The sequence below is a fragment of the Paraburkholderia rhynchosiae genome (genome assembly GCF_002879865.1).
Taxonomy (GTDB): domain Bacteria; phylum Pseudomonadota; class Gammaproteobacteria; order Burkholderiales; family Burkholderiaceae; genus Paraburkholderia; species Paraburkholderia rhynchosiae.
The window spans coordinates 21,965-42,454 of record NZ_PNXY01000028.1; the positions used below are offsets into that span (position 1 = coordinate 21,965).

A 20,490-nucleotide genomic window follows, 5' to 3' on the forward strand; every position below is an offset into this window, starting at 1 on the left:
CGGCATACGGCAGCCAACGGCGAGCCGGCGTGCTGCCTGGTGCTTGACACCGGTCCGCGGAGACCGAGGAGACGGGCATGACGACCACGCACACAAGACGTCGCGGCGATGAAGCGCCCAGGCAGATCGCGCTGGCTTTGCAGGGCGGCGGGATGCACGGCGCGTTCACGTGGGGCGTTCTCGACCGGCTGCTCGAGGACGGCAGACTCACGATCGAAGGCGTCAGCGCGACCAGCGCCGGCGCGATGAACGCCGCGGTGCTCGCATACGGGCTGATGAAGGGCGGCGAGGGCGGCGCGCAGCAGGCGTTGCATGACTTCTGGCAAGCGGTCGCGCAATCCGCCGAGCGCTACAACCCGTTGCGCTGGACGCCGTGGCTGAAAGGGACGCACAGCTTCGGGCTCGATCATTCGCCGCTCTATGCATTCGCCGACATGGTGCTGCGCGTCTTCTCGCCGTACCAGTTCAATCCGCACAACCTGAATCCGTTGCGCGAGGTGCTTGAGAGCCACGTCGACTTTGCCGCGCTGCGCAAGCAGTGTCCGATCCGGCTGTACCTGTGCGCGACCAACGTCGAAACGGGAAAAATACGTATCTTCACGGGCGACGATGTCTGCGCGGACGCGGTGCTCGCATCGGCATGCGTGCCGACGCTGTTCCAGGCGGTCATGATCGACGGCGAACACTACTGGGACGGCGGCTACATGGGCAATCCGGCCATCTATCCGCTGATCTACAACTGCAAGACCCGCGACGTCGTGATCGTGCACATCAATCCGCTCGTGCGCCGCGGCGTGCCGATCACGACGGCGGAGATCCTCAACCGCATCAACGAGATCAGCTTCAACTCGTCGCTGATGCGCGAGATGCGTGCGATCGCGTTCGTCACCGAACTGATCCAGCAAGGCAAGATCGATCGCGGCGAGATGAGGGAAATGCTGATTCATTCGATTCGTGCCGACGACGCGATGTGCGCGCTCAGCGTGTCCAGCAAGTACAACGCCGATTGGGGATTCCTGTGCGAGCTGCGGGACAACGGCAGGCGCGAAGCCGATGCGTGGCTCGCGCATCACCACGGCAACATCGGGCATCGATCGACTATCGACATTCGCAGGGAGTTTCTCTGAACACCACGATCACGGCGGTGTAGGCAGTCGTGCGAAAGGAGCCGGGATGAATCTGACGCAAGCGCGCTTCGTCTCGTTGTGGTCGCGCAGCGGCGGCGCGCGCGCCGAGGATGTCTATGTCGATCTTGCGCGATGCTATGCGGAGCCGGCCCGTCATTACCATACGCTGCGGCATGTGCGCTGCTGCCTGCGCGAGCTCGATCTGGCGGACGGCGCGATTCCCGATCCCGATGCCGTCGAACTCGCGCTGTGGTGCCACGACGTGATCTACGTGCCTGGCGCGGCGGACAACGAGCAGCGCAGCGCGGACTGGTTACGGCGCCGGACCGACGGCCGCGTCCCCGTGTGCGAGCGCGTCTGCGCAATGATTCTGGCGACAAGGCACGCGCGGGTGCCGGCCGGACTGGACGGCCGTTTCGCGTGCGACATCGATCTCGCGATGCTCGGTGCTCCCCGCAGCCGGTTTCGCGAGGACGGCGTGCGCCTCAGAGCGGAGCGCCCCGACCTCGACGACTGCGCGTACGACTTGCACGAACGGACGATTCTCGGCGGTCTGCTGGCGCGTCCGCGCATCTACTACACGGACTTTTTCCATGCGCGATGCGAGATGCGCGCGCGCAGTAATCTGACATGGCGACTCGGCCTGCCGATGCCCAAATAACACTGACACAGTGGCGCTGAATCACTCACACCTGATCATGAGCTTAGACCAGCGAATCGGGCTGAAGCTGACCGGATGACAAAGCGGCTGACGGGCGCCCGGGAAGCCTTTCTTGTACATCTTGCACGCACTTACTGCACCAACCTCGGCGGAGTGTAGGCACCATAATTCGGTCCCACTCCTCCCGAGTTGGGTGTCTTGCAATGACTCATGTCGTTGGACATCTGCACGAGAACGTACGGCTGAGAGCCCTTCTGAGCATCCAGAATGTGCAGACAAGCGAACGCCACGACGGGCTGAAACCCGCTGGTGTTCGGGTCGGCCACCACAGCAACAGTCGCCCACGCGCATTGCCCATTGCCCGCGGCACTACAGGCGGCCGCGCCATCAAAGAGTGTGTTCTCCGTACCGGTCTGGATCCACGTACCCGGTGAAGCTCCGATGGAGAAAGTGGTACTGTTGCCGCTCGCCAACAAGCCCCTCGCATAGCTGGCACTGTTGTTATTGACATCAAACGTCGTCCACTGCCCCGAATAACACGAGCCGTAATGGTAGCTCGATCCGATCTGGAAAAAGTAGGGTTGACCCTTTTGTTGTGAAACGGTTGTTCCGGGCAGCGTACTGCTATCCGGTGACAACTTCGGGGAACTGGTGCTCGAATTCCAGTAGTTGTCGTATAAGCACTTGGACATTGCCAACGGAAACAACCCGCCTGGACCCACATTACCTGGCGTGGAAAGCACCGCGGTGGCCACCGCACTGGCTTTCAGAATCTGGACGCCAAGCACACTGCCCAGAAACACTGGGACCGCCCCGTTCGCGTTCGACCCGTCTTTGTGGATAGTCACCTGAACCGCCGGCAAATCGGACGCTCCGGGTGTGAACGGCAGCGACTCCAGACCGTATGGCGTGCCTGTGGCGTTCCAGTACCCGGTCGCTACCGTACTGGCCTTCACATAGGCAGCTTGTACCTGGTTTGTCGCGGTGGACGTCGAGAAGGTCGACGCTTTTGCGGCTGCTGTCGTCCAATCCGGCTGGGTGGCGGTGGTGTTGCCGCATTCGGTGCGCCGCATCAGGCATCCGGCGCCCGCCATCGCCGCGGCGTCGGCCGCATTCTGAAGCTGGCTGCGTGCGACCAGCAGATTGCCGATGTCAATGGCAAGAGCTGCAATCCCCAACAGGAATATCATGCCAAGCGCGACAGTAACGGCCACTGCCCCTTCCTGTTTCCTTCTGCTTTCTCCCGTGCGCATGACAGTCTCCTTATTCGTTGTTCATGACCGTGGTGGCGGACAGCGTGATCGGCCCCGTCAAAGCGGACAGCATCGCGCCCAGTCCTAACCCGGCGTACTGATAGGAAACCGTCACCGAGAGTGGGGTACCGAACGTGCCGCCCTGACCTGTCTGGGTAACCGTCGGCGTGCTGGCCGTTCCGAACGTGACCAGATAGGAGGACGTGTAGCTCTGCACGACGTTTTTAATGTCCGTGCTGGTGGGCTTCGGGCTCTTGAGCACAATCCCCGCACGGGCTCCTTCCCGACTGGCATTGGTAATCACTGCCTTGTCGTAAAGGGCAATCCCAAGCTCCACGGTTCCAAATATGACTAGCAACAGCAGCGGCAGGATTAATGCGAATTCCACCGCGGCCACGCCTGCCTGACGGCGCGATCCACACCGGCGTGAGGCGAGCAACGCAGAAGCATGGTGTGATTCAGCCGGGCTCTTTTGCCGGCGCCCCGTATTTTTCGACCCGGCATGCCCGGTGAACTGTCTCGTTTTCTGGCTCATTTCTGTTCCCCTTTGAGCGCTATTCGTTCGGGTTGTCCGATTGGTGAGCGCCGCGTCCTGTCCTTGCCCAAACTGTCTTTTTGCTGCCCGGTGCATCCTTTGGCTCTGCTACTTCATCACGCTCCGGCCAGACCGAAGGCATACAGCAGGGAATCAGTTCCCCAGCGTCGGCAACAGCACGCGGTAAATGTGGATGAAGGCGGGCCCCATCAGCACTGTCATCAGTGCTGGGAAGATGCAGAAAATCAGCGGAAACAACAGCTTCAATGCGATCTTCGCGGCGCGTTCCTCGGCGCGCATTCTGCGGCGCGTGCGCAGCGTTTCCGACATGACCCGCAGCGAAGCGCCGATGCTCGTGCCGAAGCGTTCCGCCTGAACCAGCATCGACGCGAATGTATCGATGTCCTCGACGCCCGTGCGCAACGCGAAGTTGCGCAGCGCCTTTTCCCTGGTGAAGCCGGAGCGCAGTTCGAGCAGCATCAATTGCAGTTCGTTCGCGACTTCAGGACTGGCGAGCGTCATTTCGTTGGCCACTCGCATTAGCGCGGCGTCCATGCCGAGGCCCGCTTCGACGCAGACGGTGAGCAAATCGAGCGCATCCGGAAAGCCCTCGACGATCGCGCGCTGGCGTTGCGCGCGGCAACGCGTCAACACGGCGTTCGGCAGGTAGTAGCCGATGGCGGCGAGCAGCGCGAGAATCGTCGCGCACGCCGCGTACTGTTCGTTGATAAGCGGCGTACGCATCAATGCGACGAGACCTAGCAACGGCAGCAGCAGCGCGAGCGCGGTTTTGGCGGCGAAATAAAGCGAGGCCGCCGTCGATGAGCGCCAGCCCGCGTTCATCAGCCGCAGCCGCAGAGGCGAGTCTTCCCAGCCTTCCTTCGGAATGGAGAGTTGCGAGATCGGGCGCGAGATGTCCGCGATTTTTTCGGCCCATCCCGAACCGATCGAAGACGGTGCATCGGGCGACAAAGACACGCCGCCCGCCTGTTCGATGCGGCGCTGCATGTCTTTGGGCGTCATCCACCACATGAGCGCAACCACGCCGCCGAATGCGACCATGAACGCGCCACCGAGCAGCAGCACATTCCCTGAATCGAGCGTTTCCATCATGGTTCTCCAGTTTGGGTTCTCTTGATGCGCGCCGGCGGCGTCACACGCGAATTCGTACGATTCGCCGCATCCACAGCACGCCCATTACCATTGAGACAAGCATCATTTCAACGACCTGGAGCCCGGCCGGATCCTCCCACAGCACGGCAAAAAAGGTCGGGTTCACCACCTGCATTGCGCCGGCGGTGACGAATGGCAACAGTGCCAGGATCCACCCGGATAAACGCCCCTCGGCGGACAGCACCCGCACCTTGTCGAACAACTGCAGGCGTGCGCGAACCAGCGACGCGATGTTGTCGAGAATCTCGGCGAGATTGCCGCCGGTTTCGCGCTGGATCAGCACGGCGATCACGAAGTAGCGCAAGTCGCGCACCGGCACGCGGGTCGCAAGATTCATCAGCGCCTCGTTCAGCGTGACGCCGTAATTGATCTCATCGAAGACGATGCGGAATTCGCCGGCAGTCGGCTCCGCGAACTCATCGCCGAGCATGCCGAGCGCGCTCGAGAACGAATGTCCCGCCCGCAACGCGCGGCTGATCATGTCGGTGGCCTCGGGCAACTGTCGTTCCAGAATGCGCAGACGCTTGCTGCGACAGCGCAACATCCGCAGTGTCGGAAAGACGAAGGCCACGACGCCAGCGAGCGCCGTCACGAGGGTCGGCACATGCACCGGCGCAAGGCCGGCCGCCAGCAGGACGACCGTGACCGCCACCACGCTGTGGGTCACGAGGCGTCCCACAGTGAGATTCAATCCGGACTGCAGGATCGTCCGATCGATCGTCTGGATGCGTGGTATCCGCATCATCAGCGCATGGATCGGCGCCGAGCCGCTCAGCATGCGCTCCTTCAGAATGGACAGGCGTTCGGCCTGCACATTCGCGCCTGCCGACAGGGCCCGGATACGCTGGTCCAGGCGCCGCGCGGCGGGACCGTGGTGGCTGTTCCACCACTGATACAGCCCCTCTATCCCGAGGACCACGGCGATGAACAGCAGGAACGCGAAGGCGTAGAAGATCGGATTCATGGATGCCTCACAAAGATGAGCCGTGAGCGCCGCGTGCCGCCGGCGCTGTCCGTCATGCGGTATCGAAGTGCCGGTTCGGATCGTAAAGCTGGTCGGGCAGCACGATGCCGAACGCCTGCAGCCGCTCGGTGAACTTCGGCCTCACGCCGGTCGCACAGAAGTGGCCGCGCACCATACCGTTCTGATCGACGCCCGTTCGCTTGAACGTGAAGATCTCCTGCATGTTGACGATTTCGCCTTCCATGCCCGTCAATTCCTGAATGCTGACGACCTTGCGTCGGCCGTCGGTCAAACGGGCCACCTGCACCACCACCGAGATCGCCGACGAAATCTGCTGACGCAGGTTCTTCGGCGGCAACGCGAGGCCGGCCAGGCTGATCATGTTTTCGAGGCGCGTCAGGGCGTCGCGTGGCGTGTTCGCGTGGATCGTCGCGAGCGATCCTTCATGGCCGGTGTTCATCGCATTGAGCATGTCGAGCGCTTCCGCGCCACGTACTTCGCCGAGGATGATGCGATCGGGCCGCATCCGCAGCGCGTTGCGAACCAGTGTGCGTTGCGTGATTTCGCCGCGTCCTTCGACATTCGGCGGCCGCGTTTCTAGGCGCAGCACATGTTGCTGACGCAGTTGCAGTTCGGCCGCGTCTTCGATGGTCACCACGCGCTCGCCTTCGGGAATGAAGCCCGACAGGATGTTCAGGAGCGTGGTCTTGCCGCTGCCCGTGCCGCCTGACACCAGCACGTTGACCTTCGCGCGCGTGAGCGCGTCGAGCAGTTCGGCCATCGGCGGCGTGAGGCTTTGCGATGCGACCAGGTCGGACATTTGCAGCGGATTCACCGCGAAACGCCGGATCGACATCAGCGGCCCATCCACGGCCGAGGGCGGAATGATCGCGTTGACGCGCGAGCCGTCCGGCAGGCGCGCGTCGACCATTGGGCTCGACTCGTCGATGCGCCGCCCGACCCGCGAGACGATCTTCTCGATCACCTTCATCAGGTGCGCGTCGTCGTAGAAGGTGATGTCCGTCAGTTCCAGACGGCCCTTACGTTCCACATAGGTCGTGCGGTGCGTGTTGACGAGAATGTCCGACACGGTCGGATCGCGCAGCAGCGCCTCGAGCGGACCGAAGCCGAACATTTCATCGTGAATGTCGATCATCAACTGCTTGCGTTCGAGATCGTTGACCGGCGCTTTGTCTTCTTCGAGGATGCGCGAGATCAGTCCGCCGATTTCCTGGCGAACCTGTTCGGCCGGCAGTCGCGCGAGACGTTCCAGCTCGACGCGATCGAGCACGGCTTCGTGAACCTTGCGTTTGAGCGTCTGATAGGCGGCGCGCGCGAGGCCGAGCGGCGCGCGCATGCCCACCTGGCGTTCCGGCAGCGCATGGGGCGTCTGGGACGACATCTGGTCGCGTAGTGACATGAGATTCTCCTGGCTGACGTTATGACGCCGTTGACTGCCGCTGTGTGGCCGAGCGGCCGAACAACCGGGCCAGCAGCGGCTCATTGCGTTTCTTCTGCGGGACGACGCCTGTTGACTGATTGACGATGCTTTGCGCAAGCGCTTGCACGCCGCGCGCGAGCGCGCTATTGCGTGCCGTCTTCAAGACGGGCTCGCCGAGGTTGACGGCGTCGCTTGCCGCTTGCGGGTCGTCGGCGATCAGATGCGAAGGGCGCCGGCCGAGCACCTGTTCGAGCGCGCTCGCAGCGCGTTCGTCGTGACGGCGGTGCCGGTTCAGAAGCAGGCGCAGCCGGTCCGGCGAATAGGCGAGCGACACGAGGATTTCCTGCAGACGGCGAGCCGCCCGCACATACGGCATGCTTGCCTGAAGCACCATATGGATCTCGGCGCTGCGATCCAGGGCGACGATGGTGAGCGCATTGATGCTCTGGCCCAGATCGAACAGCACGACGTCGTAACGCGGCGCGGCAACACCCAGGATCCATTCGAGCTGCTCTTCGTGGATCTGCAGCGCCTTCAACGGATCACCCGCGCCGGCAAGCACATGAAAGCCGGGAGTCACATGGGTGAGCGACGCGTCGAGGAACGCGCCGTCCATGCGATCGATCTGCGCGCACATCTGCGGCAGCGACGAAGGCGGCTCCTGGTCGCTCACGAGGAAGGCGGCATCGGCGAACATCTGGTTCAGGTCGACCAGCAGCACGCGCTTGCCATGCAACGTCGCGATCGCGTGACCGACGTTCGCCGCGATCAGGCTCGTGCCCGCGCCGCCCTTGCAAGAAATGAACGACACCATATGCGTTTCGTGCCGCGCATCCCCGGCGTGCGGGGCGATGGCGCGCTGCACGGCGTCGCCGAGCGCGCGCGCATCGAGCGGCCAGCTCAGCACGTCGCGGATACCGGCGCGCATCGCGGCGATCAACGTGTCGGGCGAAGTCTGCGGCAACAGCAGCAGACACGTGAGGCGCGGATAGCGGTGCACCAGCACGTTGACCGAATCCAGTTCGGCGCGCTCGGGCGACGACGCGTCGATGATCAGCACGTCGAACGCATCGAGACTGTCGCCGCGTTCCAGCAACGTGGACGGCGCGCCTTGCATGCGTGTGGTCGTGCAATTGCCGCAGTCCGTGACGAGGCGAACGATCTCGGACATTCGGCCCGTATGCTCGGAGTTGATGAGGATATTGATCATGATGTTGTCATCCACGGAATCGTTGCCCGGTCGGCCTTGCGGCTCACATTGCTACTCGCCGTTCGCCGGCGCGGCCATGGGCGCGCCCGAACCGCCGGCTGCGCTGCCACCCACGCCGATCACGAATGCATTACCGGACGTCGACGGCGCCTTGAGCGACGCGTGGTAGTTCGACATCGCCGCGACCGCGGCCTTGCCGTCGACGCCGAGCGTAGAAGGATGCTTCGAGGCGGCGTCCGGATCGATGATCTGCGCCTCCGCGTAGCCCCTCACCGATTCGCCGAAGTGCCGGTCGACGCCGGGCGTCGTCGAAAGGCAGCCGTTCAGTGCGATGCACGCTGGCACGAGTAACGCAACCCAGCGCGAGATGGAAGTAGTGCGGTTGGTCATGATGTTCTCCTAGGCGATGCATTAGTTTTGAGCGCGGGCGGACGGCAAGCGCGGTTTGTCGCGTGACGGTGCGTCGCGCGCCGCGATCTGTGCGGCTCGTGCTTCGATCTGGGCGGCGCGCGCGGCGGAGTCGTCGGCGTGGCTGGCCGGACTGCTGTGATGCGCCGGCGTGTCGGCCTGCGGCCCGGGCAGCGGCGTCGCGACCGCGGCGGGGGTCGGCACCATGGCGGACACAGCCGGCTCCACTGCGGGCGGCATGGCGGGAGCCTGCTGTTGCGACGGTGCGGGAGCCATTGCGGGCGCCGGTGCCGGGGCCGGCATCGGCGGGGCGGGCTTCCTGTGGCCGGCCGGGTCGCGGCCTTCCATGTTGCCCAGCAGATAGACGTCGGCTTCGTTAGGCGTCTTCAAATGATCGGTGGGCAGCGGGAGGTTCGCCACCGTCTGCAGCGGCTTGACGAGGTGCGGCGTGATGATGAACACGAGTTCGGTCCGGTCCTGCTGGTACGACGTGCTTCTGAAGAGCGCGCCGAGCACCGGCACTTCGCCGACACCCGGTATCGCTTTCAGCGTGCCCGCTGCATTGCTCTTGATCAGGCCGCCAATCGCGAAGGTCTCGCCGTCGTTCATCTGCACCGTGGTGGACGCGCGGCGCGTGGTGATCAGCGGCAGAACCGTGAGGTTGTTCGTATTCGTCGCGCCGACGGTCACTCCGGTGGACGACAGCTCCGAGACCTCGGGCGCAACCTTCAGGTTGATACGGCCGCCCGCGAGCACGGTTGGCGTGAACTTGAGGCCGACACCGAATTCCTCTTCCTGCAGGATGATGGTCGTAACGCCGTTGTTGGTGCTCTGCGGAATCGGAATGAAGACCTTGCCGCCCGCGAGGAACGTTGCTTCCTGTCCGCTTAGCGTGACGAGATTCGGCTCGGCCAGGATTTTCACGAGATTGTCGCCGTGCTGCGCGTCGATCGCGACGTTGAACGGCCGGTTGTTGGCCTTGTTCACGTCGACGATGCTCGTCACGCCCGCGAGCAGACTGCTGAGCAGCGCGCCGCTCCACGAGCCGAAGCCGCCCTGGATGTTCATCGCGGCGCCCAGCTGATTAAGCACTGTCTTCGAGACTTCGGCGACCTTCACTTCGAGCATCACCTGTTGTGGCGAGTCGACGCTCATCATGTTCAGCACCGTCGCGACCTTGCTGCCGCCATTGCCGCCGCCGTTGCCGTTGCCTGCGCCGTTGCCGTTCGCGGGCAGCGAACTACGTGCATACGCCTTGGCGATTTCCTGCGCCTGGCTTGCGGCCTGCGCGCTCGATACGCGACCCGCGAGCACGAGGTCGCCCGCTACCGTCGAGACGCGGATGTTCGGTTCATCGGGCATCAGTTGGGATAACGAAGTTTGCAAGCCGCCTGAATCGGCGTTGACCACCACGTTGATCACTTCACACGCGCCGCTCTTGCCTTGCACGATCATGTTGGTGGTGCCCACGGCCATGCCGACCACATAGAGCGTTTGCGGCGACACCATCGTCGCCTGCGCGACCTGCGGATTGCCGAGCGTGCGATTGCGCACCGGTTCGGCAGTGTGCATCAGCGTGGACTTGCCGACTGGCACGATGATCGTGCTCTGTTCGTTCTGCGTGCGGGTGCAGGCCGGCCCGCGCGCGGCGGCGTTTTGCATCGCGTTCGAAGGCTGAGCGGGTGCGGGATTCATGCTGATGGTCATTTGCACCGGTCCGTGCGACATCGGCATGGCGGCAGCTCTACCGTTTTCGACCGCCTCCTGGGCATGCACGCCGTGCGCGCCGATCAGCGACGCGCATACCGTCGTGGTCAGCAAGGCGGTGCGCATCGCGCTGCCGTTCATGACTTTCCGTTGACTCGATTTCATTTCGTTATCTCCCCGTAGCCCGCTGCGAGCGATCCGTCGTGCGTGAGACGCCGCGGTATCGCGTGATCGCATCTGTGATTAAAAGCATTCCTGACTGCCTTGCGCTCCCGACAGCACGCCGACACAGTCGCGCCTGGGCATCGGGCGCGCCGTGTATTTGACGCGCGCCGGCGCGGCGACAACAACGGGCGCGGATGCGGCCACGGGCCGGCCCAGCAGCGTGACCTTGGTGGCACCGCCGGTGGGCAATGCGCGGTCGTCGATCTGATTGCGCAACACCAGCGACAGACTGCCGACGCTGCGCGCGAGATCGAGCTTCTCCGCCTGGTCCGGCGTGACTTCGAGCGTCACCGCATTGACGACCTTCGGCTGCGTGTCGTCGCGGCTAACCTGCTGGGCGACGGCGAGCACCAGAATCTTTTCGAGGACGATCTTGGAGATGCTCTGCTGAGTATCGGTGGCTTTCGCTTCGGGTTCCTGAGTGTTGACGATCACGTCGACGTAGTTGCCCGGCAGCGCAAAGCCCGCGACGCCGACGACATCATTTACGCGCACCGTGATAGCCCGCTTGCCTTCGCCGATCACCGCCGACAGTCCACCCTTCGTGCCTTGCGGTGCGAGCTTCGACTCGATGACCGGCTCGCCGGGTTCGAGGCTCGTGCGCACGACTCGTCCGTCGAGAGCTTTCGGATCCTTGAACGCGCCGGGCGGGACGCTCGCCGTAGGCCAGTTCACCGTGCGGATCATGCTCGAATTGAGCGGCTGGCCGAGGCCTACTTCGGCGGTGGCGACCGCAACCGGCGTCACGGCCGACGACGACGTCTGCAACAGCCATCGAGATGCGAATCCGACGGCGGCAATACCCGCCAGCAGGGCCATCCCTAACATCACAACTGCGCGACTGGTTTTCATGGTGATACTCCTTTCATGAATTGCTATGGCACGTCGGGATCAAGCGCCGGCATACCGTTTGTCGGACTGCCCGGTGTGGGAGGGAATCGTCTGTTCATGCTCCGGCGCGTCGCCGAAGTAGCTGTGCCATGCATGAGTCAGGCGGTATTCGGTGACGACCGGCACGTCGCCGTGATAGAGCGCGAATGAACGCAATACGGCGAGCAGATCGGCGGGATAGCAGGCGAGAAACGGTGTGCGGCTCCGCAGATGCAACTGGTGCAGCAGATACTCGAATGCGCCGGGCTCTACTTCGATGTTCAGCGCGGCGCATTGAGCGTCGAACAGGCGGCGATAGTCCTCGACGGGAAGCGCGCCGACATGGAGCTTTGAGCCGAGCCGGCGCAGGAAGGCGTTATCGTTCAGCTCCGCGGGCGTCAGGTTGGTCGAGAATACGGCCCAGACGTCGAACGGACTCACGAAGCGCGCGCCCGATTGCAGCGAGAACTGATCGACGCCGCGGTCGAGCGGCGTGATCCAGCGATTGAGCAATTCCGCAGGCGCGACACGTTGACGGCCGAGATCGTCGACGACATACACGCCCATGTTCGCCTTCATATGCGGCGGCGCCTGATAGATGCCGCTGCTGGCGTTGTACTGAAGATCGAGCATCGCGAGAGTCAGCTCGCCGCCTGACATCACCACTGGTCGTTCGCAAACGCGCCAGCGACGGTCGGTCAGGCCCGGCAGATCGTCGGCGCAAGCGTCGCGATGAATCAGCGGGTCATGCAACTGGATGACGTCGCCGGCTACATAAATCGCATACGGAATCGGCACCGCGCCTTGCAGCAACGTTCCGAGGCGTTCGGCGAGGTAGGTCTTGCCGCTGCCTGCCGGGCCATAGAACATCACCGGACGTCCGCCATTCAACGCGGCAACCGCTGAATCGAGCAACGGCATCTCGGCGACGAAGTCCGCGAAAGCCGCGCGCACATCGGACCTGGCAATGTGGATGCGCTTCACCGAATATGCGCTCACCGCGCTCACATAAGCTTCGAGCGAAACCGGTGCGGGGCCGCAATAGGTGGAGCGGCTTGCTTCGTGGGCGGCGAGATCGCGTCCGGCATCGGTGAGGCGCAGATGGACATCGACAGCGCTCGCGCCGCGATGCGCGATCTCCACGAGATGTTCGCGCACGAGGAAGCCGATGGTTTCCTCGAGTACAGCAGCCGTCAGACAGTGCCGCACAATCAGGTCGCCGAGCGACGATTTGCCGTTCTGCAAGATCGATTTCAGCACCAGGTGCGCGATGAACAGTGCAGGCAAGCCGGTGTCCGCTGCATTGCGCGGCGCGCGCAATGCAGCGGCGGCGCTGGCGCGTGCGTGGCCGGCGTCTATCGCAGGCGTTGCGCCGGAATGCGCGGCGCCGTCTGCGTGAATCGCGCCCGTACTGTGCTCGTTCATCTCTCACTCCCCGATGCCACACGCCGGTTGGCGCGCTGCGTTTGTCTGGTGTGCCTGGGCGGATCGCCGTCCGGCTTGCCGTTCATGATCTGGTTACGCCGCTGCCGTCAGCAGCACGCCTACTGTTCCCGCCGCGATCGCCACACCGTACGGCACCGATCCCACCGATTCGATGGAAGCCACGCCGCCGCCGCGCAACGCCGGATGAACGAGGCTGACAATGTTCCTCACCACCTTCTTGAACTGCCTGCGGCGCGCGGTCAGTGCCAGCATCCACACGCCGCCGATCACACATGTCGCCAATGCGGCGTGAAAAACCAGCAGCGGTCCAATCCATGCGCCTACCATCGCGAGCAGCTTGACGTCGCCGGCAGCCATCCCGCGCAGCAAATAGAACGGCAGAAACAGTGTGAGCCCGACGGCGGCGCCCGTGAGCCATGCCACGGCGCCGGCACCGATTCCGTTCAGCCAGCACTGCACGAGCAGCGCGCCTAGCAAACCAGCCGCGACCAGAACATTTGGAATGCGCCGGCATTGGATGTCCGTGCTTGCGGCAGCGATTACCAACGCAATGACGCAGGGCGCAATCGGTGCTGGCGGTGCATACGCGGGAATGAACATGACAAGGCCTCGTTGATATGCGCAGTGGTCGGTGAAAAGCGGTGATGCGACGGGCGAACCGGAATATGCGGTTCGTCCGCCGCCTCTTTCAGGTTCCCGACGTCACATGCCCCGCGATATCGGTGAACTTGGCGCTGACTGCATTGGCGAGGGGTCCGAACCCCGCGATGATTGCCGTTGCGATCAGAGCGGCCAGCAGGCCATACTCGATGGCGGTCACGCCGTTGTCGTCGCGAATGAATGCCCTGGTACTGTTGATAATCGATTGCATGATTGACTCTCCATTCAACACGCCACAGCCTGATCGGCGTACGCCGCAGGCTGCGAAAAGGGGAATACAACGGACGAATCGGCACACGCGGCTCGTCCGCTGTCTCTCGCAGGATTACTTCAGTTGCGTCGCGATCGCGCCGAACTTGGTCTGAACCGCCGTGGCGAGGGGGCCGAACCCCGCGATGATTGCCGTTGCGATCAGGGCGGCCATCAGGCCATACTCGATGGCGGTGACGCCGTCTTCGTCGCGAACAAATGCTTTAGCGCTGTTGATGAACGATTTCATGGTTTATCTCCCTTAGGATGGCTAACTTAAGTGTCATCGGATAACTACGGTTTGTGTACAACGTACTGCATTGCTACGGGTGCTACAGGAAAGAGCGTTCGGACGCTGCGTGAGAGAGCGGCCGAACGGGAGCCGCGAGCGGTTCGCTACTATTTATCTGCTGGGGATCGTGCTGGGTGACGCGCTGCGTGAGCGGCAGGCGAAAATCCAGACCCGGCGGCGGCGCATTGAAAATGACAGCCAGACGCGGTACCGAGAGGCGGCGTGCGATGCGCGCGGCGCACCGAACCCCCCTTCGAATCAGAGTGAATAACCGCATCTTCTACTACTCCTTGTATTCTTCTTTGGCAGCCGGTTCGTTCTTCTCGCCGCTCTTAGTCGAGCGCATCTGAGAGAGAACCCCCGTCGACATGGATAAGGTCGTTGGCCATGTCGCCGGCTGCGTGAAAACATAAAGGCAAGGAGTGGGCCAGCTTGATCCGATCCACGAACGCATGGGGCTTGCAGCCGTCCAGTCGCGTTCGGGCAAAGGCAGCCACGGGGAAAACTGACCGACTTGCTTCAAATCTGCATCATCGGGACAGCAGTGGGGGCACACCTTAATATCGCGCTCTTCGGCCATGGTCTTGCCGTACAGCCCAAGCTTAGGGATTTAACCGAGGCGCATCAGAAATCAGTTTTGCCGCTAGATTAGGGCCGCTTTTTGGCTCCGCGTCGGACCGATCCGTTTCAGCTTTGAAACGTGGGTAGTCCAGGCATGTATTTACGGCGGACGTGTGGCGCTTATTTGCGAGTACTGGAGCACTCACATACAAGCTGCAAGGCGAGCGGCGCGCCTAGTCGGCGGGATGCGTTCAATGAAGTCGTCGAAGAACGATGTCGATGAAGCTCAATATGCACTGCGGCTCTTCATGTGCAAGCACTTCCAAAGTGAGGCCGTCCATCGAGTTTCAATACGCGAAACCTGCCGAATGGATCAGCGGGTCACGGTCAGCAAGCGTCACCATTGCGTCATACAGCTCACTCAATATTGCGGGTGGCCATCCCTCGGCCACCGAGCTGCGCGCGGGCCGTTCGTCCGACGTTCCAGATATCCACGCGGCAAGCGCATGGGTGACGCCTCGCGCCAGACACGTCCACAAAAAGCGTTCCATACAAGGAAGACATCGTGTCTCGTTCAAGACTGTTTGCGCTGTCGGCGATCGCCTCGTCGCTTCTCTTTGCGACGGCCGCACATGCCGCGGTCGATCTCATCGCGGTCGGCCAGCTTGGCGGCCTCACCGGCGATCTGTCGAAGGAAACGGCCGCGCCGCTGGAGAACGGCGTAGCGGGCAATCTGCTCGGCGGCCTCGGTTCAGGCATTGCATACGCAGGATGTCATACGTTCGTCGCGGTGCCCGATCGCGGCCCGAATGCGGTGTCGTATAACGCGGCCATCGACGACACCTCGTCGTACATCAACCGCTTCCAGACCTTGCGTTTGCGCTTGCAGCCGAGCGCAGCGGGCGCCGCGCTGCCATATTCGCTGACGCCGAAACTGATCGCTACGACGCTGCTGCATACCTCGGACAAACTTGTCTACGGAACGGGCGCCGCCGCCGGCGTGCCCGATGGCGCTCCCGCGCTCAACGGCCGCAATCACACGTACTACTTCACAGGTCGCTCGGACAACTTCGACCCGGCGCATCTGTCGACCAATGATCGCAATGCGCGCTTCGATCCCGAAAGCGTTCGCGTGAGCAACGACGGCGAAAGCGTGTTCATCTCGGATGAGTATGGTCCGTACGTCTATCGTTTCGATCGACGCAGCGGCCGCCGCATCGACACGTACAGGCTCCCCGACACGTTTGCGGTGTCCACGCTCAGTTCCAGCGGCAACAATGAAATCGCGCAGAACACAGCGGGTCGCGTCGCCAACAAGGGAATGGAAGGTCTCGCGATTTCGCCTGACGGCAAGACGCTTTTCGGCGCGATGCAAAGCCCGCTGATCCAGGATGGCGGCACCGACGGCGCATACACACGTATCGTGAAGATCGACGTGCGCACCGGCAAGACCACGCAGTTCGCGTATCGGCTTACCAACATCGGCACGACAGCCAAGCCGAAGTACCCGACCATCAGCGACGTGCTTGCCGTGAACGATCACGAACTGCTGGTGGACGAGCGTGACGGCAAAGGCCTCGGCGACAATTCGACGGCTGTGTTCAAGAAGGTCTTCCATATCGATCTGACGGGCGCACAGGACGTGAGCAACGCCAGCAGTCAAGCGGGCCTCGCACCTTATGCCGTGCAGAAAGCGCTGTTCCTCGACACGGTCGCGCAACTCACCTCGCACGGCTACAGCGCAAACGACATTCCGGCGAAGCTTGAAGGCCTTGCATTTGGGCCGGACGTCGTGGTCGGCGGCGTGAAGAAGCACACGCTGTTCATCGCGAACGACAACGACTTCATTGGCACCGTCACCGATACGAATCATCCTGCGGGCATCGCCAATCCGAATCAGTTCTTCGTGTTCGCGTGGGACGCGAGCGAACTGCCGGCCTATGTCGCGCAAAAACTCGTGGGCGTGGGCAAGGGGCGTGGTCAGGACGAGCACGTCTGCGCACCGGATTACGACGACGATCATTGACGCGTCCGTTCATCGAGCCACGAGGGCGCGGTTCGTTCGCGCCTGTGATCTCGTAGCGTCCTCCAACGCGGCGTGCTGCGCGTCGACGCCACAGTGCGCTTATAGATAACCTTATGGGAATCGATTCATTCCCATGCCTCGCACTGCCCGGTACGCTGACGCATCAACCGAACGCGAGGATTTATGGCTGTTTCTGCTCCGACATCTTTTTCAACGCGACGGCGCACGCTGAAGCTGCTGAGCGCCGTGCCCGCGCTTGCCGCGACCGGCGCTTTTCATTCGCAGCGAGCGCACGCCGCTGAACTTGCATCGACCACGCTCGTACTCGGCGATCAGGCGGGCGGCACACGCGCGCTTGTGGAAGCGGCCAAGGTGCTTGAGGGTGCGCCTTACGCTTTTCGCTGGGCCAACTTCCAGGGCGCGGCGCCGCTCTTCGAGGCGCAACGCGCGGGCGCCGTCGATCTCGCGCCAGCAGGCGATTTGCCGGTGCTCGCGGCGGCAGTCGGCGATCCGACTTTGAAGATCGTTGCGACGCGGGTGGGCTCGGGCGCCCAACTCGGCATCCTGGTCGCGCCGAATTCGACGATACGCAATGTTGCCGAGCTAAAAGGGCGCACGGTGTTCGTCTCATCGGCGCGCGGCAGCATTTCGCAATTCCAGTTGTATGGCGCGCTTGCCGAAGCGGGACTTTCAAAAGAAGACGTGACGGTGCGCTTTATCTTGCCCGTCGATGCGTTCGCCGCCTTCGCTTCGGGATCGATTGAAGTGTGGGCGACGTTCGATCCTTACTACGGCATTGCTGTACAACGCGGCGCTCGCATTCTGCGCGACGGCACGGGCATCAATAGTGGCTTGGGTTTTATCACGGCGTCGGGTGCGTCGCTTGCGAACCCAGGCAAGCGCGCGGCAATCGCGGACGTTCTGCTAAGGCTGCAACGCGCCGGCGACTGGGCGCTCGCGAACCCGGATGCCTATGCACAGATCTACGCCACACTGACGCGTTCTCCACTCGACGCCGCAAAAACCATCACGCGGCGCGCGGCGCTGAAACAGCACTTTATCAACGAGGCCGACATTGCCGTGCTTCAGAAAGTGGCCGACAGTGCGAACCGCGACGCGATTTTGCCGCGTCGTATCGATGTTCGCGCGATCTGCGAGACGCATGTTGCTCAACACGTGAGCGGTTAGCATGCCTCACTGCGGCAAGTGCACGTCCTCGATTAATTCCGCTTTCACTGCACGAACCCTGCGATCGACCGGCGAGAATCACGAAGCATTGTAGAGCCCTAAGATTCATGGCGATTCTGTTTGTCGTCGGTACGCGCGGGTTAACCTACACTGTGCCTTTGATCCGCGAAAAACAGAGGAGAGTGCAATGCGATTGACTGACTTCGACACGCTGACGTTCGACTGCTACGGCACGCTGATCGACTGGGAAACGGGCATCTTCGAAGGCTTGCGGCCGCTTCTCGAACGCGTCGGGCAAACGCTCACGCGTGACGAGGTGCTCGAGGCGCATGCACGGCACGAGTCGTCGCAACAGAACTACACGCCTTATCGGCGATATCAGGAGTTATTGCCGATCGTCTATAAGCGTCTGGCAGAAGAGTGGCATGTGCCGTACACGCTCGCCGGCTGTGCGGCCTACGGCAAATCCATTCAGAACTGGCCTGCATTCGACGATTCAGCCGCGGCGTTGCAGTACCTGAAGCAGCACTACAAGCTGGTTATTCTTTCGAATGTGGACAATGAAAGTTTCAGCTATAGCAATGCAAAATTGCAGGTGGAATTCGACGCGATCTTCACTGCGGAAGATATCGGTTCCTATAAGCCGTCGCCGCGCAATTTCGAGTACATGCTTGAGAAGCTGGGCGAACGCGGCATTGGCAAGGAAAAGATTCTGCACACGGCAGAAAGTCTCTTTCACGATCACAAGCCCGCGAATGAGTTCGGGCTTGCGTCGTGCTGGATTTATCGCCGGCACGCCAGGCAGGGCTTCGGCGCGACGATGGACCCGGGCTCCCAGCCGAAGATCGACTTTCGCTTTAACAGCATGGCCGAACTGGTGGAAGCCCATCGCAACGCTTTGGCGTAACGCGAGCCTGACGGCTTATTGATCGAAGCCGCCCTGGCACAGGTATTTGATCGACAGATAATCGTCGAGCCCGTACTTCGAGCCTTCGCGGCCGTAGCCCGATTCCTTTACGCCGCCGAACGGCGCCGCTTCGCTCGACACCGCGCCCTCGTTGATACCGATCACACCTGCTTCGAGCTGGCTGGCGACCCGATCGATACGCCGCACGTCCTGCGTATAGAAGTATGCGGCGAGGCCAAACGGCGTGTCGTTCGCGAGACGCAGCGCTTCTGCTTCGTCGTTAAAGCGAAACAGCGGCGCGACCGGTCCAAACGTTTCTTCGCAACACACGAGCATGTTGTCTTGGGCGTCGGTCAGCACGGTCGGCGCGTAGTAGTTCGGGCCGAGTTCCGTTAGACGTTTTCCGCCAGTCAGCACTTTTGCCCCTTGTTTTACGGCGTCTTCTACGTGACGCGCGATTTTATCGATCGCGCGCTCGTTGATCATCGGGCCGATCTGCGCGTCGGGGTCCGTTGCAGGCGCCACCTTCAATGCCGCCACGCGTTTTGCGAGCAGATCGGCGAAACGCGCATAGACGCCGGCTTGCACATACACGCGATTCGGGCACACACAGGTCTGCCCGCCGTTGCGGAACTTCGCTGCGATCAGACCTGTGACGGCGGCGTCGAGATCGGCGTCGTCGAATACGATAAACGGCGCGTTGCCGCCCAGTTCCAGCGAGAGTTTTTTCAACGTGGCCGCAGATTCACGCGCGAGATGCTTGCCGACCGGCGTCGAACCGGTGAACGTGATCTTGCGCACGCGTGCATCGGCGAGCCAATCGGCCACCGCTTCAATGCCTTGTTCGCGCGAAGCCGACAGCATGTTCAGCACGCCATCGGGCAAGCCGGCTTCCTGCGCCAACGCGGCGAGTGCGAGCGCGGTCAGCGGCGTATCTTCCGCGGGCTTGGCGATCACCGTGCAACCGGCCGCGAGTGCTGGCGCGATCTTGCGCGCGATCATCGCGAGCGGGAAATTCCACGGCGTAATCGCGGCCACGATGCCGATGGGCTCCTTCACCGCGCTCATGCGCTTGCCGCGCTGCTGCTGCGGAATGATGTCGCCATAGATGCGGGTCGCTTCGTCAGCGAACCACGCAACGTACGACGCGCCATACGCAACTTCACCGCGGCTTTCCGCAAGCGGCTTGCCTTGTTCCGTCGACATCAGCTTCGCGAGGTCTTCGGTATTCGCGACGATCAGTGCGTGCCAGCGGCGCAGGATCTCAGCGCGCTCGCGCGGCAGCCTGGCGCGCCACGCAGGCAGCGCGCGGGACGCGGCGTCGGTGGCGGCGCGCGCGTCGGCTGCGCTGCTGTTCGCGACTTCGACGATCGTGTCGCCGGTCGCGGGATTGATGACGGCGAAGCGCGCGCCGTTCGCGGCGGCGATCCATTGGCCGTCGATGAAATTGAGCGGCCGGATCAGTTCATTGCGCGTCAATGCGAGAGACATTGCGTTGCTCCTTGGGTTGCCTTTTGACGAGGTCAGGCGTGCGGTGTCGTTCAGTAAACCGATGCTACGCGTGTCGCGCAGTCAATGAATCGCCTC

General features: G+C 62.6%; 19 protein-coding genes. 5 read left to right on the forward strand and 14 right to left on the reverse strand.

From position 1 onward, the window contains the following. The first annotated feature begins 77 nt into the window (after positions 1-77). Positions 78-1,127 carry a patatin-like phospholipase family protein gene (locus tag C0Z16_RS28875; RefSeq protein WP_102635474.1) on the forward strand — a complete coding sequence of 350 codons (1,050 nt, stop codon included), beginning with the start codon at positions 78-80 and terminating at the stop codon, positions 1,125-1,127. Between the two features lie 46 nt (positions 1,128-1,173). Further along, the gene (locus C0Z16_RS28880; protein WP_102635475.1) at positions 1,174-1,788 is read left to right on the forward strand and encodes an HD domain-containing protein; all 615 of its coding nucleotides are present in this window, start codon (positions 1,174-1,176) and stop codon (positions 1,786-1,788) included. Between the two features lie 131 nt (positions 1,789-1,919). On the opposite strand, the gene C0Z16_RS28885 is transcribed toward C0Z16_RS28880, so the two are convergent. The 13 genes from C0Z16_RS28885 to C0Z16_RS28945 form a co-directional block, all read right to left on the reverse strand. After that, positions 1,920-3,041 (reverse strand): TadG family pilus assembly protein, encoded by a 1,122-nt coding sequence (locus tag C0Z16_RS28885; protein WP_102635476.1) that lies wholly within the window; start codon positions 3,039-3,041, stop codon positions 1,920-1,922. A 10-nt stretch (positions 3,042-3,051) separates the two neighbouring features. Then, positions 3,052-3,576 (reverse strand): TadE/TadG family type IV pilus assembly protein, encoded by a 525-nt coding sequence (locus tag C0Z16_RS28890; RefSeq protein WP_102635477.1) that lies wholly within the window; start codon positions 3,574-3,576, stop codon positions 3,052-3,054. Between the two features lie 153 nt (positions 3,577-3,729). Next, positions 3,730-4,686, reverse strand: coding sequence for a type II secretion system F family protein (locus tag C0Z16_RS28895; RefSeq protein ID WP_167403568.1), 957 nt, complete (start codon positions 4,684-4,686; stop codon positions 3,730-3,732). A 43-nt stretch (positions 4,687-4,729) separates the two neighbouring features. Then, positions 4,730-5,713 (reverse strand): type II secretion system F family protein, encoded by a 984-nt coding sequence (locus C0Z16_RS28900; RefSeq protein WP_102635479.1) that lies wholly within the window; start codon positions 5,711-5,713, stop codon positions 4,730-4,732. 52 nt (positions 5,714-5,765) lie between these two features. Continuing rightward, positions 5,766-7,133, reverse strand: coding sequence for a CpaF family protein (locus tag C0Z16_RS28905; protein WP_102635480.1), 1,368 nt, complete (start codon positions 7,131-7,133; stop codon positions 5,766-5,768). A 19-nt stretch (positions 7,134-7,152) separates the two neighbouring features. Continuing rightward, positions 7,153-8,364: an AAA family ATPase gene (locus tag C0Z16_RS28910; RefSeq protein WP_102635528.1), complete on the reverse strand. Its 1,212-nt coding sequence runs from the start codon at positions 8,362-8,364 to the stop codon at positions 7,153-7,155. Positions 8,365-8,415: 51 nt separating this feature from the next. Further along, positions 8,416-8,754, reverse strand: a complete 339-nt coding sequence (locus C0Z16_RS28915; RefSeq protein ID WP_102635481.1) for a hypothetical protein — start codon at positions 8,752-8,754, stop codon at positions 8,416-8,418. 21 nt (positions 8,755-8,775) lie between these two features. After that, positions 8,776-10,644: a type II and III secretion system protein family protein gene (locus C0Z16_RS28920; protein WP_102635482.1), complete on the reverse strand. Its 1,869-nt coding sequence runs from the start codon at positions 10,642-10,644 to the stop codon at positions 8,776-8,778. 78 nt (positions 10,645-10,722) lie between these two features. Beyond that, a complete protein-coding gene (gene cpaB / locus C0Z16_RS28925; RefSeq protein ID WP_102635483.1) occupies positions 10,723-11,556 on the reverse strand; it encodes a Flp pilus assembly protein CpaB in 834 nt (277 codons plus the stop codon). A gap of 39 nt (positions 11,557-11,595) precedes the next feature. Then, the gene (locus C0Z16_RS28930) at positions 11,596-12,999 is read right to left on the reverse strand and encodes an ATPase (protein WP_102635484.1); all 1,404 of its coding nucleotides are present in this window, start codon (positions 12,997-12,999) and stop codon (positions 11,596-11,598) included. Between the two features lie 93 nt (positions 13,000-13,092). Further along, positions 13,093-13,620, reverse strand: a complete 528-nt coding sequence (locus C0Z16_RS28935) for an A24 family peptidase (RefSeq protein ID WP_102635485.1) — start codon at positions 13,618-13,620, stop codon at positions 13,093-13,095. A gap of 88 nt (positions 13,621-13,708) precedes the next feature. Then, a complete protein-coding gene (locus C0Z16_RS28940; protein ID WP_102635486.1) occupies positions 13,709-13,891 on the reverse strand; it encodes a Flp family type IVb pilin in 183 nt (60 codons plus the stop codon). 114 nt (positions 13,892-14,005) lie between these two features. Beyond that, on the reverse strand, positions 14,006-14,179 hold the full coding sequence (locus C0Z16_RS28945) for a Flp family type IVb pilin (protein ID WP_102635487.1): 174 nt from the start codon (positions 14,177-14,179) through the stop codon (positions 14,006-14,008). A 1,168-nt stretch (positions 14,180-15,347) separates the two neighbouring features. Between C0Z16_RS28945 and C0Z16_RS28960 the strand changes: the two genes are divergently transcribed. The 3 genes from C0Z16_RS28960 (at position 15,348) to C0Z16_RS28970 (ending at position 18,903) form a co-directional block, all read left to right on the forward strand. Beyond that, complete coding sequence (locus tag C0Z16_RS28960) at positions 15,348-16,808, forward strand: esterase-like activity of phytase family protein (protein WP_102635490.1); 1,461 nt, start codon at positions 15,348-15,350, stop codon at positions 16,806-16,808. 183 nt (positions 16,809-16,991) lie between these two features. Next, positions 16,992-17,996, forward strand: a complete 1,005-nt coding sequence (locus C0Z16_RS28965; protein ID WP_102635491.1) for an ABC transporter substrate-binding protein — start codon at positions 16,992-16,994, stop codon at positions 17,994-17,996. A gap of 187 nt (positions 17,997-18,183) precedes the next feature. Then, positions 18,184-18,903 (forward strand): haloacid dehalogenase type II, encoded by a 720-nt coding sequence (locus C0Z16_RS28970; protein ID WP_102635492.1) that lies wholly within the window; start codon positions 18,184-18,186, stop codon positions 18,901-18,903. A gap of 15 nt (positions 18,904-18,918) precedes the next feature. Here C0Z16_RS28970 and C0Z16_RS28975 read toward each other — a convergent pair whose 3' ends face one another. Beyond that, the gene (locus tag C0Z16_RS28975; RefSeq protein WP_102635493.1) at positions 18,919-20,394 is read right to left on the reverse strand and encodes an NAD-dependent succinate-semialdehyde dehydrogenase; all 1,476 of its coding nucleotides are present in this window, start codon (positions 20,392-20,394) and stop codon (positions 18,919-18,921) included. Positions 20,395-20,490: the final 96 nt, after the last annotated feature.